Source organism: Fontimonas sp. SYSU GA230001 (assembly GCF_040066175.1).
GTDB lineage: Bacteria > Pseudomonadota > Gammaproteobacteria > Nevskiales > Nevskiaceae > Solimonas.
In genome coordinates this window covers 36,519-50,379 of sequence record NZ_JBEAAM010000028.1, presented here as the reverse complement: position 1 = coordinate 50,379, position 13,861 = coordinate 36,519, and the positions used below count along the sequence as shown (strand labels likewise).

Sequence of the window (13,861 nt, the reverse complement as noted above, 5' to 3'; positions counted from 1 at the left end):
CATCCTCCGATGATCCCGCCGCCCCGCCGGCCTTTCAGGCTCACTTCACGTTGGAATCACGCACCCCCTTCAGGCTCATGTGTCATTGGAAGAGGCTAGGGATTGCGCAAGTCGCACCGGCTCGTTAGAATCGCGGCCCTTTTTGGGCTTTCCGGCCCACAAATCCGTTCAAAGAGAGTGAGTCTCCATGCCTTCTGTCCGCGTTCGTGAGAACGAGCCCTTCGAGGTCGCGGTCCGCCGCTTCAAGCGTACCTGCGAAAAGGCCGGCACCCTGACCGACCTGCGCAAGCACGAGTACTTCGAAAAGCCGAGCCAGGAACGCAAGCGTAAGCGCGCCGCCGCAGTCAAGCGCCAGGCCAAGAAGGTGCAGCGCGAATCGAACCGGCGTGTTCGCCTCTACTGAGGCGAACACGCGAGTGTCGTCCTGACAAGCGCGCCGCCATCCATGGCGGCGACTGTCAGAGCAAGCACGACGCGGCCCGAATGGCCGCGTTTTGCGTTTCTGGAGCAACCAAGTGTCCGAGCTGAAGAACCGAATCGCCGAAGACGTCAAGGCCGCGATGCGTGCCGGCGACAAGCCGCGCCTGTCGGTGCTGCGCATGCTGCAGGCGGAGCTCAAGCAGCGCGAGGTCGTCGATGCCGTGGAACTGACCGACACCGTGGTCCAGGCCGCGGTCGAGAAGATGGTCAAGCAGCGCCGCGACGCCGAGGCGCAGTTCCGCGCCGGCAATCGCACCGACCTCGCCGACAAGGAGGCCGCGGAGATCGGCGTGCTGCTGGGCTACCTGCCCCAGCAGCTGACCGAGGCGGAGCTGGCCGCGCTGATCGACCAGGCCATCGCCGAGACCGGCGCCGCCGGCGCCAAGGACATGGGCAAGGTCATGGGCTGGATCAAGCCCAGGGCACAGGGCCGCACCGACATGGGCAAGCTGTCCGGGCTGATCAAGGCACGGCTGGGCTGAACAGCGGTTGCGGGCTGCGGGCTGCAGGCTGCAGGATCAGAACCGCGCAGCCCCCTGTGCAACCCGCAACCCGCAAACCTGCACCCACCTTGTGGCCGGCAGAATCCCTGACAGCTTCATCCACGACCTGCTCGCACGCACCGACATCGTCGAGCTGATCGGCGCGCGCGTCGAACTCAAGCGCGCCGGCCGCGAACTGCGCGGGCTGTCGCCGTTCACGAACGAGAAGACCCCCTCGTTCTTCGTCTCGCCGCACAAGCAGATGTTCTTCGACTTCAGCTCCGGCAAGAACGGCAATGCGATCGGCTTTCTGATGGAGTACGACCGCCTGTCCTTCGTCGAGGCGGTCGAGGAGCTGGCGCAGCGCGCCGGCCTGGACGTGCCGCGCGAGGGCGGCTTCGAGCCGCGCGTGGTCATGGACGGCCCGCTCGACGCGCTGGCCGCGGCGCAGCGCTTCTTCCGCGAACAGCTGCGCCACGCGCCGCAGGCGATCGAGTACCTGAAGAAGCGCGGCATCAGCAGCGAGACCGCGAAGACCTTCGGCATCGGCTTCGCCCCCGACAGCTGGGATGCACTGACGAACTTCCTCAAGGACACCCGGCACGCCATCGACGCCGGACTGCTGATCCCCAGGGACGGTGGCGGCGCGGGGCGTGCCTGCTACGACCGCTTCCGCAACCGCATCACATTCCCGATCCGCGACACGCGCGGGCGCGTGATCGGCTTCGGCGGCCGCACGCTGGGCAACGATCCGGCCAAGTACCTGAACTCGCCGGAGACGGCCCTGTTCCACAAGGGCCGCAACCTGTACGGCCTGTACGAGGCGCGGCAGGCGGCCAAGGGCGCGATTCCCTACCTGATCGTCGTCGAAGGCTATGTCGATGCGGTCATGCTCGCGCAGTTCGGCATCACCGAGGCGGTCGCGACCCTGGGCACCGCGACGACGCGCGAGCACCTGCAGCTGCTGTTCAAATCGACCCGCACGGTCGTGTTCTGCTTCGATGGCGACCGCGCCGGCCGCGCCGCGGCCTGGCGCGCGCTCGATCAGGCGCTGCCCGAGATCCACGAAGGCCGCGAATGCGTGTTCATGTTCCTGCCGGACGGCCACGACCCCGACACCCTGGTGCAGGAGATCGGCGCCGAGGCCTTCCGCGCGCGCATCCAGCAGGCGCTGCCGCTGTCGCAGTTCCTGCTCGGCGAGCTGTCGCGGCAGGTCAACCTGGGCACGCTGGAGGGCCGTGCACGGCTGGTCGCCCAGGCGCGGCCCTATCTGGACAAGCTGCGCGCCGGCCCGCTGCGCACGCTGATGCTCGACGAGCTGGCACGGCTGGCGCGCATGAACCGCGCCGATGTCGAAGCCGCGCTGGGCCGCACCGACGGACCCGCCGAGCGCGCCGCGCCCGATTCGGCGCCACGCCCGGCGCCGGTGCCGGGTGCCAGCCGCCCGGTGCGCCGCTTGATGCAGCTGCTGCTGGAGCGCCCGGAACTGGCCGAAGGCGTCGCCAACCTGCAATTGCTGGCCCAGGCCGATATGCCGGGCATCGACGTGCTGATCGAGGCCCTGGACTATTTCCACGCGCACCCGAACGCGCGCGCGGCGCAGCTGGTCGAACAATGGAAGGACAGCGCCAAGGGCCGGGCGCTCGGTCGCCTGCTGGCCGAAGGGCCGCTGGGGCTGAGCGACGAGGCGGTCGAGGCGGAATTCCGCGAAGCGATCGGGCGCCTGACGGTGCGCGCGCTCGAAAGCGAAGCCGCGCGCCTGCTGGCGGAATCGGCGCAGCGTGAGCTGACCGCGGCGGAAATGGAGATCATCCGGTCGTTCCACGCCTCGCGGCCGGCGCGCTCGCGGCGGTGAAGGCCGGTTCTGAAACCTTGACCGGCGATTGATTGTATAATGCGGGGTTCTGCGCATACGCCCCGCGACGTTACAGACGAGTCTTTGCATGGCAACGAATCACCATTCCGGCAATTCCGCGAGCAACGCCGAGAAGGCCGAGAAAGCCGCGGCCCTCGACAAGCAGGCCCAGAAGCAGTCCCAGATCAAGGTGCTGATCGCGCTCGGCAAGGAGAAGGCTTACCTGACCTACGCCGAGGTGGCCGACCATCTGCCCGAAATCGTCGATACCGAGCAGATCGAAGACATCATCAGCATGATCCAGGCGATGGGCATCCCGGTGCACGAGGAAGCCCCGCAGGAAGACGAGCAGCTGTTCGCCGAGCCGGCGGTCGTCGCCACCAACGAAGAAGAGGAAGAAGCGGCCGAGGAAGCGGCCGCCGCGATCGCCGCGCTGGACGACCAGTTCGGCCGCACCACCGACCCGGTGCGCATGTACATGCGCGAGATGGGCTCCGTGGAACTGCTCGACCGCGAGGGCGAAATCCGCATCGCCAAGCGCATCGAGGAAGGTCTCAACGAGACCATGTTCGCGATGGCGCAGTATCCAGAGACCATCGCCATCCTGCTGGAGGCCTACGAGGCCTACAAGCAGGGCAACAAGCGCCTGGGTGACATCGTCACCGGCTTCTTCGATCCGAATGCGCCCGAGGAAATCCCGCCGCCGGCACCGGCGGCGGCGCTCGAGGAACCGGAGGACGAGGAGGACGAGGAGTCGGCCGGCGAAGGCGAGGATGAAGAGGCCGTCGATACCGGACCGGACCCGGTCGTCGCTGCCGAGAACTTCGCCGAGCTGCAGAAGCTCTACGACAAGGCCTGGGACGCCCTGCTCAAGCTCGGCGCCGGCCATCCGAAGACGCAGGCCAAGCGCGAGGCCGCGGCGCAGCACATCATGACCTTCAAGCTCTCGCCGAAGATCGTCGATGAGATCACGCGCAACCTGCGCGGCAAGATCGAGCTGATCCGGCAGACCGAGCGCAACATCATGCGCATCTGCGTGGTCGATGCCGGCATGGGCCGCGAGGAGTTCCTCAAGATCTACCGCGAGTCCAACGGCGCCACCAGCGACGAGTGGATCCACAAGCTGATCCGCGCCAAGCGCAAGTATTCGTCCGAGCTCAACGCGCGCAAGGAGGAGATCTTCGCGCTGCAGGAAATCCTGCGGAAGATGGAAGGCGACAACCTGATCTCGCTCGACGAGATCAAGGACATCAACCGCCGCATGAATGTCGGCGAGGCCAAGGCGCGGCGCGCCAAGAAGGAGATGGTCGAGGCCAACCTGCGCCTGGTCATCTCGATCGCCAAGAAGTACACCAACCGCGGCCTGCAGTTCCTCGACCTGATCCAGGAAGGCAACATCGGCCTGATGAAGGCGGTGGACAAGTTCGAATACCGCCGCGGCTACAAGTTCTCGACCTACGCGACCTGGTGGATCCGCCAGGCGATCACGCGCTCGATCGCCGACCAGGCGCGCACGATCCGCATCCCGGTGCACATGATCGAGACGATCAACAAGCTCAACCGCATCTCGCGGCAGATGCTGCAGGAGATGGGCCGCGAACCGACGCCGGAAGAGCTGGCGAAAAAGATGGAGATGCCCGAGGACAAGATCCGCAAGGTGCTCAAGATCGCCAAGGAACCGATCTCGATGGAGACGCCGATCGGCGACGACGAGGATTCGCATCTGGGCGACTTCATCGAGGACACCAATGCGGTCTCGCCGCTGGAGTCCGCCACGTCGCAGTCGCTGGCCGAGGCCACGCACCAGATCCTCGCCAGTCTGACGCCGCGCGAGGCCAAGGTGCTGCGCATGCGCTTCGGCATCGACATGACCACCGACCATACACTCGAAGAAGTCGGCAAGCAGTTCGACGTCACGCGCGAGCGCATCCGCCAGATCGAGGCCAAGGCCCTGCGCAAGCTGCGTCATCCCAGCCGCGCGAACTACCTGCGCAGCTTCCTGGAAGAGTAAGCGAACGCAGCAACGAACAGGCCCCGCATTGCGGGGCCTGTTCGTTTCCGGCGCAGTGCTTCAGAACAGCAGACGCAGGCCGAGCCGCAGGTCGTCGAGGTCGATCTCGTTGTTGGCGTCGTCCTCGAGCGAGCTCAGCCGGTAGTCGGCGAACAGCGAAAGCCCCGGCGAGAGGGCAAAAGCAGCATCGACCAGCCACTCTACGCCGTTGGACTCGTCGAGATCGACATAACCGACGCGCGCGCCCAGCGAGAACACCCGCGAGAAATCGAAACGCGCGCCGACGTGCAGGCCGTAGCCGGACTCGGAGTCACTGCCCGACGCGTTGTCGGCATTGAGGCGGATCGCCTCGGCCAGGCCGAACCAGCTCATCATCGGGTCGCTGGCAAAGGCGAAGCCGATACCGCCGCGGATCCATTCGAGCTCGTTGTCGGTGTCGTCGTAGGTCGATTTCTGGTACTCGCCGGCCAGGAACACGCCCTCGGCGACGGTGAACACGCCCTTGACGCCATAGCCGTCGCCGTTTTCCTTGAAGCGGCCGAAACCCGGCGTGCGGGCCTCGACGTGGGCATCGATGTAGTACAGATCCAGCTGGTTGGACTGCGCCAGCACCGTCAGCGGTGCCGCCAGCAGAACCAGTGCACCCATCGCTCTGCGGATCGTCATCGTCGGCTCCATCGGGTGAACGGAAAACGGCGCGGTCAGAAGTTGAACCGCAGACCGGTGCGCAGGTCCGAGGTCTTGAAACCGCGATCGTCGGAGTTTTCGATGTCGATCACGTGGTAGTCGGCATAGAGTGAAAAGCCGCGGTCGAGATTGAGCGCGACGCCGCCGAGATACTCGAAGCCGGTGTAATCGCCGAGGTGCAGGTAGCCGCCGCGCGCCTCCAGCGTCAGGAACTCGATCACGTCGAACCGAAGGCCCAGATGCGCGCCGAAGCCGGCCTGGTCCACCGAGATGTCGTTGCCGCCCGACGAGAAGCCGTAGTCGGCCTGAAGGTACTCGACCAGCAGATACACGGGCAGGGTCGTGTTGTAGCCGAACCCGGCGCGCGAGATGTCCACGGTGCCCTGCACGGTCGTGCCGCCGATGTCGAAGTCATGCTCGGTGGCCTGATATTCGGCGGCGAAGAAGATGCTGTCGGTCAGCGACAGCGACAGCCTCACGCCGAAGCCGTCACCACTGTCCGACTCGACCGCGTCTGCGAGCCCCGGATCGCGGACCTCCAGCTTGGAGTCCGGAATGTAGTACGCATCGATGTGATCCACGTTCGCCGCCTGCGCGGCGAACGGCGCGGCCAGCGCCGCCGCCCACACTGCCATCCCAACCTGCTTCATCGGATCCTCCGGTCGCTCGTTGTTCTGATCCCGCCGACGCGGGACGCCGCCGAGTATAACGGCGGGCTATGGCGGCGCGGGTGTGTGGCCACAAAAAAGGCACGCTCGCGCGTGCCTTCGCGTGTGCCCACGAGGCGCCCGTTACTTCGCCGGCGCGACGTGGATGTTGGGCGTGTACAGCGGGCCCGGCTGCTGCTCGAAGTACTGCGCCAGCGCCTTGATGTCGGCGTCGGTCAGCGCCGCGGCCTGCGGCATCATCACCGGGTTCTTGCGGGTCCCGGAGCGGTATTCCTTGAGCGCCTGCTCCAGATAGCTCGCGTACTGTCCGGCGAGGATCGGATAGGTCGGCGCGATCGGCTTGGCGCCGCCCTCGCCATGACAGGCGGTGCAGGTCGCGGCCTTCTCCGGCGCGCTGACCTGCGCGGCGGCGGTGAACGAGAGGCTGCCGAGCAGGGCAGCGAGAACAATGCGCTTCATCGGTCGAACCTCACTGGGCGGGGTGCGCCGCCAGGAACGCGGCGACATCGGCGATGTCCTGGTCGGACAGCGTGGCGGCCTGCGCGTGCATCGTGCCGTGCGGGCGCTCGCCGGACTTGTAGGCCTTCAGCGCGGCTTCCAGATAGGCCGGCGACTGGCCGCCGAGCTTGGGTACACGGTAGGTCGGATACGCGTTGTTGTACTTGGGGATGCCGTGGCATCCCATGCAGGTGCTGGCCTTGACGCGCCCGGCCTCGGCACTGCCTTCCGCATGTGCGGCGGGCACAAGGAACGCGGCGGCAAGGGCGAGGGCGCCCCAACGCGCATGCTTCATGACGACAACTCCCGGAAATCTCGTGGGTCTCGAACGAGGGGCGCTATGTTCCGGGAATTGGCCCTTCGGGTCAACGCGCGGTGTCCGTCGGCCGTCACGGACGCCGTGCTACCCTCGCGCCATGAGTGCCGTCCTTCGTCCGCTGGACGCATCCGCAACCCAGGAAGTGGCGGCGGTCGATCTCGGCTCGAACAGCTTCCACCTGCTCGTCGCACGCACCAACGGCGCCGACGTCCAGGTCATCGACCGCCTGCGCGAACCGGTGCGCCTGGCCGCCGGGCTGGACGCCGACAAACGCCTGCAGCCGGAAGCCGCGCAGCGCGCGCTGGCCTGCCTGCAGCGCTTCGGCCAGCGTCTGCGCGGCATTCCACCCGAGCGTGTGCGCGCGGTCGGCACCAACACGATGCGCAAGCTGCGCCAGAGCCGCGACTTCCATGCCGCGGCGGAGGCCGCGCTCGGCCATGAGATCGAAGTCATCGCCGGCCTCGAAGAAGCGCGCCTGGTCTATGGCGGCGTCACGCACGGACTCGGGCGCGAGCGGCCGCGGCGGCTGGTGATCGACATCGGCGGTGGCAGCACCGAACTGATCATCGGCCGCGGCGTCCGGCCGCGCCTGATGGAGTCGGTGTCACTGGGCTGTGTCGTGCACACGCAGCGGTTCTTCGACGACGGCGAGATCACGCCGGCGCGGTTCAAGCGCGCGCGACTGGCGGCGCGCGTCGAGCTGGAATTCCTCGAACGCGCCTACCGCAAGGCCGGCTGGGACGTGGTGATCGGATCGAGCGGCACGGTGCGCGGCATCTGGCGCGTGATCCTGGGTCAGCGCTGGAGCGATCAGCACATCACCCGCGACGGCCTCGAACGCACCGTGGAACTGGTGCTGACGCGCAGGCGCATCGAGGACATCGACTTTGCCGACCTGCGCGAGGACCGGCGGCCGGTGTTCGTCGGCGGGCTGGCCGTGCTCGCCGGGATCTTCGATTCGCTCGGCATCGAGACGATGGAGACCTCCGAGCGCGCGCTGCGCGAGGGCGTGGTCTATGACCTGCTCGGCCGCCTGTCCAACCGCGACGTGCGCGACGCGGCGGTCGCGGCGATGGCCGAGCGTTACGGCGTGGACCGCCGGCACGCGTCCGCGCTCTCGCGCACCGCGGAGCGCATTCTCGACCAGGTCGCGCGCAGCTGGGCGCTGGACGGCAAGCTGGCGCGCCAGTTCCTCGGCTGGGCGGCGCAGCTGCACGAGGTCGGCCTGGCGATCACGCACAACGGCTACCAGAAACACAGCCACTACATCCTGCGCAACAGCGATCTGCAGGGCTTCTCGCTGACCGATCAGCGCGTGCTCGCCGCGCTGGTGCGCCTGCACCGCGGCCGTTTCGCGCTGGAGGTGCTCGACGAACTGCCGACGATCTGGGTCGAGCCGGTCAAGCGCATGGCGATGATCCTGCGCCTGGCCTATCTGCTGCACCGCTCGCGTACCCCCGATCTCAAGCCGCCGCTGCGCGTCAGCGCCAACCGCCGCGGTTACGAACTGGAATTCACGCAGAAGCGCTGGCTGGAGCAGCACCCGCTGACGCAGGCCGACCTCGAACGCGAGGCGGAATACCTCGACCGTGCCCAGTTCCGGCTCAGGCTTCTTCCATGAAGCGCTGCTGGATGCCCTTGCTGCCATCGGCTTCCGCACGGCGATAGCTGCCGTCGGGCTGCAGCAGCCAGCTCTGCGCGGTGTCGGCCAGATAGCCGTTGAGGTGCTCGACGATGCGCTCGCGGATCTTGCGGTCGAGCACCGGGAACGCGACCTCGACGCGGCGGAACAGGTTGCGTTCCATCCAGTCGGCGCTCGACAGGTACAGCTCGGCGTCGCCGGCGTTGGCAAAGTAATAGCAGCGGTGGTGTTCGAGGAAGCGGCCGACCACCGATCGCACCTGGATGTTCTCGGACAGGCCCGCCGCGCCGGGCCGCAGCGAGCACATGCCGCGGATGATGAGGTCCACCTTCACGCCGGCGCGCGACGCCTTGTACAGCGCCTGGATCGTCTCCGGTTCCACCAGCGCGTTCATCTTGGCGATGATGCGCGCCGGCTTGCCGGCCGCCGCGTGCGCGCTCTCGCGCTCGATCTTGGCAAGCAGCTGCTTGGCGAGCGTGAACGGCGACTGCAGCAGGCGGTGCAGCTTGGTGACCTTGCCCAGACTGGTCAGCTGCAGGAACACCGCGTGCACGTCCTTGCAGATCTGCGGATCGGCGGTGAACAGGCCGTAATCGGTGTAGATGCGCGCGGTGCGCGGATGGTAGTTGCCGGTGCCCAGGTGCGCGTACTGACGCAGGCCCTGCTCCTCGCGGCGCACGACCAGGCACATCTTGGCGTGCGTCTTGTAGCCGACGACGCCATACACCACGTGCGCGCCGACTTCCTGCAGCTGCTCGGCGAGGTCGATGTTGGCCTCCTCGTCGAAGCGCGCGCGCAGCTCGACGACGACCGTGACCTCCTTGCCGTTGCGCGCGGCTTCGATCAGCGCCTCGGCCACCGCCGACTTGTCGCCGGTGCGGTACAGCGTCTGCTTGATCGCCAGCACCCTGGGGTCGCGCGCGGCATGGCGCAGGAAATCGACCACCGGCATGAACGATTCGTAGGGGTGATGCAGCAGCTGGTCGCGCTCGCGGATCGCCGCGAACACGTCCGGTCCGGTGAAGGCCTTGGGCACGCGCGGCGTGAACGGCGCGTACTTGAGCTCCGGCCGGTCGATCAGGTCCGGGATCGTCATCAGGCGGTGCAGGTTCACCGGCCCGTTGACCTGATAGACGTCGGCCGGCGTGAGCTGGGCGACGTCCATCAGGTACTGCCACAGGTGCTCGGGACAGTTGTGCGCGACTTCGAGGCGCACGATGTCGCCCCACTGGCGCTGCGACAGCTCGCCTTCGAGCGCCTCCATCAGGTCCTTGACCTCCTCCTCGTCCACCAGCAGATCGGAGTTGCGGGTCAGGCGGAACTGGTAGCTGCCGGTCGCCTCCATGCCGGGAAACAGGTCATCGACGTAGGCGTGGATCACCGAGGACAGGAACACGAAATCGTGCGGCCCGGTGCCGGCGACTTCGCGCGGCAGCTGGATCAGGCGCGGCAGCGCGCGCGGCGCCTGCACGATCGCAAAGCCGGTGTTGCGGCCGAACGCGTCCTTGCCGGACAGCTGGACGATGAAGTTCAGCGACTTGTTGAGGATGCGCGGGAACGGGTGCGCCGGGTCGAGCCCGAGCGGCGACAGCACCGGCATCAGCTCGTTGTGGAAATAGTTCTTCAGCCAGGCGTCCTGTTCGGGACTCCATTCCGAACGACGCAGGAAGCGGATGCGCTCCTTGTCCAGCGCCGGCAGGATGATGTCGTTGAACACGCGGTACTGGGCATCGACCAGCTCGTGCGCGCGCCGGCTGATCGCCGCGAGCGTCTCCGCCGGCGTCATGCCGTCGGCACCACGCTGGTTGGGGGTCAGCTCCGCCATCTGCTGCAGGCCGGCGACGCGGATCTCGAAGAACTCGTCGAGATTCGAGCTGGAGATGCACAGGAACTTGAGCCGTTCGAGCAGCGGCACGGACTCGTCCTGCGCCTGCTCCAGCACGCGCCGGTTGAATTCCAGCAGCGACAGCTCGCGGTTGAGGAACAGGTCGGCCGGCTGGAAATCCAGCTGGCGCGGCAGTTCCGGGGGTTCCTTGGTCATCGGCGTCACCTGCATGCACCCATCCCGCGCAGTCTATGACAGGCGGATGACCGCAGGGTGACGGGGCGCTCAGGACGCGGCGGCGTCCCGCTTGAGCGCCAGGCGCAGCGCCCGCGTCTGCGGCGGTGCGCCGGTGATCAGGCGGTCGCCTTCCTTGCGCGTAAAGTATTTCCAGCTCCATTGCAGGAACACGCGCACGCGCTGCTCGGCGTCGATCAGCGACATCACGTGCACGAAGGCCCAGATCAGCCACGCGGAAATGCCGCTGACCTTGACGACGCGCAGGTCGCCGACGGCACGGTTCATGCCGATCACCGCCATCGAACCGAGGTCGCGGTAGCGGAACGGCCGGACTGTCGCGCGGCCACGCAGCCGCGCGCGGATCACGTCGGCGACGTAGCGCCCCTGCTGGATCGCCGCTGGCGCCAGCCCCGGCACTTCGCGCCCGCGGGCATCGGTCAGGCGCGCGAGATCGCCGATCACGAAGATGTCCGGATAGCCGGGCAGCGAGCAGTCGGGCTCGACCTTGACGCGGCCGCCACGGTCGAGCAGCACGCCGGTCCGTTCGGCGAGGATCTCGCCGAAATACGACGCGCGCACGCCGGCGGCCCACAGGATCGTCGCCGCTTCGACGGTCTCGACGTCCGGGCCGCAGCGCATGCGCACGAAGTCCGGCCCGAGCTCTTCGACCCGCGTGCCGGTGCGCACGGTCACGCCCAGTTCTTCGAGATGCCGCTGCGCGGCGGCGCGCAGCCGGGCGTCGTACACCGGCAGGACGTGCGGCGCGCCTTCGACGAGCAGGATCCTGGCCTGGCGCGGATCGATGTTGCGGAAATCCTTGACCATCGTCTTGTGCGCCAGCTCGCCGATCGCGCCGGCCAGCTCGACGCCGGTCGGACCGGCGCCGACGATGACGAAGCTCATCAGGCGCGCGCGCTCGGCCGGATCGGCCGTCGCCTCCGCGCGCTCGAAGGCCTGGAACAGCTTGCGGCGGATCTCGATGGCATGCTCGACGGTCTTGAGGCCGGGCGCGAACTGGCGCCAGCTGTCGCGGCCGAAGTAGTGGTGCTTCACGCCGGTGGCGACGATCAGCGTGTCGTAGCGCAGTTCACCGTGCTCGTGGCGCAGGCTGCGCGTCGCCGGATCAAGTTCGTAAACGGTCGAGGTCAGGCAGGTGACGTTGCGCTGCCGGCGCAGCACGACGCGGTGCGGAATGGCGATGTCGCCCGGCGGGATCGCGCCGGTGGCGACCTGGTAGAGCAGCGGCTGGAACAGCTGGAAGTTGCGCTTGTCGAGCAGCGTGACGCGACAGCCGGCACGGCCCAGGCGCTTTGCCGCATGCAGGCCGGCGAAGCCGCCGCCCACGATCACCACATGATGCTGCCCGTCCACCGCGCCCGCCCCTGGTTCATGTTGCACTGCGTCATGAGCCTAGCCGGCGCGTCGCGGCCCTGCAATCACAGGCGCCTGTTAGGAATCGGCGGATCGCGTCAGCGCGCGGCGTCCGCACCCGGATGCCGTCGCCGCAGCCAGCGGTCCTGCAGGACGTAGCGGGCCACCGTGGCGACGTCGTGGATGTAACCGGCGTTGACCGCGCCGCCGACCACCGCGCCGATCACCGGTGCCACACCCAGCGACTTGCGCGTGCCGACGTGCGCGCCGATGCGCCGCGCCAGCGTTTGCAGGCTGAACTGGGTCGCGTCCTTGGTCAGCTCGCGCTCGGCGACGCGCTCGACGCCGTCGCGCCAGGCCGCGTCGAGCAGCGCCTGGCCGCTGCGTAGCGCCGCCCACGCCGCCTGCTTCTCGTCGAGGCTGTTGGCCGAGGCCAGCGCGAACACGCCGATCGCCAAGCCGCCGCCGTGTTCGGCCTGCCAGTCCTCGCCATAGCAATACGCGCTACGATGGATCGTGCGCAGCGCCAGCGTCAGCAGAGCGGGAATGTCGGCGACCATGCCGACCGCGCCACCGATGCCCAACAGCGCGCCGCTGCTGCCGGCCAGCAACATCGAGCGCCGCTCGACCCGGCGCGCGAGCCGGTCGGCGTCGCGCAGCGGCAGCGCCGCGAGCGCGTCGAGCGTATCGACGCCCGCCCAGCGCAGCACGTCCCCCGGCCCCGCGAGATGGCCCGCAGTCCGGTCCAGCGCGCGCAGGCTCGCGCGCAGCGCCGCGACCGGCACCAGGCGCTGGGCCGCGGCGGCGGCGATGCGTCCGGGGACCGACATCGTCCGCGTGCCCCAGTCGGGCGGCGCGGCCAGCCAGCGCCGGATCTCGTCGCGGCGCTGGCGCTCGTATGGATTCAGGCGGGCGGTTCCCGCCAGCGGGTGTCTCGCGGACGGCGGCATGGCGCGCGTAGCGTATCCGGTTGACGCGCCGCGAACACGACCCGATGCTGCCCGCATGTGCCTGATCGCCGTCGCGCTGGACGCGCATCCCCGCTACCCGCTGGTCATCGCCGCCAACCGCGACGAGTTCCACGACCGCCCGGCCGCCGCTGCGCAGTGGTGGTCGACGCAGCCGCACGTGTTCGGCGGACGCGACCAGCTGCAGGGTGGCAGCTGGCTGGCCGTCGCACGCGACGGCCGCTGGGCGGTGGTGACCAATGTGCGACGCATGGTGCCGCCGGATCCGCGCGCGCCCTCGCGCGGCGGACTGGTGGCCGATTTCCTCGCCGACCGGCAGCCGGCCGCGGACTATGTCGCGCAGCTGCAGGCGGTCGCGCCGGCCTACGCCGGATTCAACCTGCTGGTCGGGGCCGCGACGCGCGCGCACTACGCGACCAATCACCCGCGGTTCCGCAGCACGGCCCTGGCCTCGGGCGTGCATGCGGTCAGCAATGCCAGCCTCGACACGCCCTGGCCCAAGCTGAACCGCCTGCGTGCGGCGCTGACGCAGTGGTGCGAACGCGGGCACGAGTCCTTCGATGCCCTGTTCGCAGCGCTCGCCGACGAGCGCCCGGCCGCGGACCACGAACTGCCGGACACCGGCATCGGCCGCGACATGGAGCGTCTGCTGTCGCCGCCGTTCATCCGCGGCGCGCGCTACGGCACCCGCGCCAGTACGGTGCTGGCGATGGCTGCCGGCGGGCACGCGCGCTTCGTCGAGCGCCGCTTCGGCCCCGGCGGTGTCGCCGCCGGCGAGACGGCGCAGACGCTGGCCCTGGACCTGCCGAATTGATTGT

Annotated in this window: 13 protein-coding genes; 6 read left to right on the top strand and 7 right to left on the bottom strand. The window is 68.4% G+C overall.

Annotation, left to right across the window (positions count from 1 at the left end):
* The first annotated feature begins 187 nt into the window (after positions 1 to 187).
* The 4 genes from rpsU to rpoD all read left to right on the top strand — a co-directional run bounded on the left by rpsU (position 188) and on the right by rpoD (position 4,828).
* Positions 188 to 403: a 30S ribosomal protein S21 gene (rpsU, locus tag AAG565_RS13665; protein ID WP_348820179.1), complete on the top strand. Its 216-nt coding sequence runs from the start codon at positions 188 to 190 to the stop codon at positions 401 to 403.
* A gap of 112 nt (positions 404 to 515) precedes the next feature.
* The gene (locus tag AAG565_RS13660; protein WP_348820178.1) at positions 516 to 962 is read left to right on the top strand and encodes a GatB/YqeY domain-containing protein; all 447 of its coding nucleotides are present in this window, start codon (positions 516 to 518) and stop codon (positions 960 to 962) included.
* Between the two features lie 91 nt (positions 963 to 1,053).
* Positions 1,054 to 2,817, top strand: coding sequence for a DNA primase (gene dnaG / locus AAG565_RS13655; protein WP_348820177.1), 1,764 nt, complete (start codon positions 1,054 to 1,056; stop codon positions 2,815 to 2,817).
* A gap of 88 nt (positions 2,818 to 2,905) precedes the next feature.
* A complete protein-coding gene (gene rpoD, locus AAG565_RS13650) occupies positions 2,906 to 4,828 on the top strand; it encodes an RNA polymerase sigma factor RpoD (RefSeq protein WP_348820176.1) in 1,923 nt (640 codons plus the stop codon).
* A 60-nt stretch (positions 4,829 to 4,888) separates the two neighbouring features.
* On the opposite strand, the gene AAG565_RS13645 is transcribed toward rpoD, so the two are convergent.
* The 4 genes from AAG565_RS13645 to AAG565_RS13630 form a co-directional block, all read right to left on the bottom strand.
* Positions 4,889 to 5,494, bottom strand: a complete 606-nt coding sequence (locus tag AAG565_RS13645) for an outer membrane beta-barrel protein (protein WP_348820174.1) — start codon at positions 5,492 to 5,494, stop codon at positions 4,889 to 4,891.
* Between the two features lie 35 nt (positions 5,495 to 5,529).
* The gene (locus AAG565_RS13640; protein WP_348820173.1) at positions 5,530 to 6,165 is read right to left on the bottom strand and encodes a hypothetical protein; all 636 of its coding nucleotides are present in this window, start codon (positions 6,163 to 6,165) and stop codon (positions 5,530 to 5,532) included.
* A 141-nt stretch (positions 6,166 to 6,306) separates the two neighbouring features.
* Positions 6,307 to 6,642 carry a cytochrome c gene (locus AAG565_RS13635; protein ID WP_348820172.1) on the bottom strand — a complete coding sequence of 112 codons (336 nt, stop codon included), beginning with the start codon at positions 6,640 to 6,642 and terminating at the stop codon, positions 6,307 to 6,309.
* Between the two features lie 10 nt (positions 6,643 to 6,652).
* The gene (locus AAG565_RS13630) at positions 6,653 to 6,976 is read right to left on the bottom strand and encodes a c-type cytochrome (protein ID WP_348820171.1); all 324 of its coding nucleotides are present in this window, start codon (positions 6,974 to 6,976) and stop codon (positions 6,653 to 6,655) included.
* Positions 6,977 to 7,097: 121 nt separating this feature from the next.
* Here AAG565_RS13630 and ppx point away from each other — a divergent pair, with 121 nt between their 5' ends.
* A complete protein-coding gene (ppx, locus tag AAG565_RS13625; RefSeq protein ID WP_348820170.1) occupies positions 7,098 to 8,621 on the top strand; it encodes an exopolyphosphatase in 1,524 nt (507 codons plus the stop codon).
* Here ppx and ppk1 read toward each other — a convergent pair.
* From ppk1 to AAG565_RS13610, 3 genes are all read right to left on the bottom strand, one after another.
* Positions 8,605 to 10,683 (bottom strand): polyphosphate kinase 1, encoded by a 2,079-nt coding sequence (gene ppk1, locus AAG565_RS13620; protein ID WP_348820169.1) that lies wholly within the window; start codon positions 10,681 to 10,683, stop codon positions 8,605 to 8,607. The genes ppx and ppk1 overlap by 17 nt on opposite strands.
* Positions 10,684 to 10,752: 69 nt before the next feature.
* Positions 10,753 to 12,075, bottom strand: a complete 1,323-nt coding sequence (locus AAG565_RS13615; RefSeq protein ID WP_348820168.1) for an NAD(P)/FAD-dependent oxidoreductase — start codon at positions 12,073 to 12,075, stop codon at positions 10,753 to 10,755.
* Between the two features lie 98 nt (positions 12,076 to 12,173).
* Complete coding sequence (locus AAG565_RS13610; RefSeq protein ID WP_348820167.1) at positions 12,174 to 13,025, bottom strand: EcsC family protein; 852 nt, start codon at positions 13,023 to 13,025, stop codon at positions 12,174 to 12,176.
* 55 nt (positions 13,026 to 13,080) lie between these two features.
* Here AAG565_RS13610 and AAG565_RS13605 point away from each other — a divergent pair, with 55 nt between their 5' ends.
* Positions 13,081 to 13,857, top strand: a complete 777-nt coding sequence (locus tag AAG565_RS13605) for an NRDE family protein (protein WP_348820166.1) — start codon at positions 13,081 to 13,083, stop codon at positions 13,855 to 13,857.
* Positions 13,858 to 13,861 lie beyond the last annotated feature (4 nt).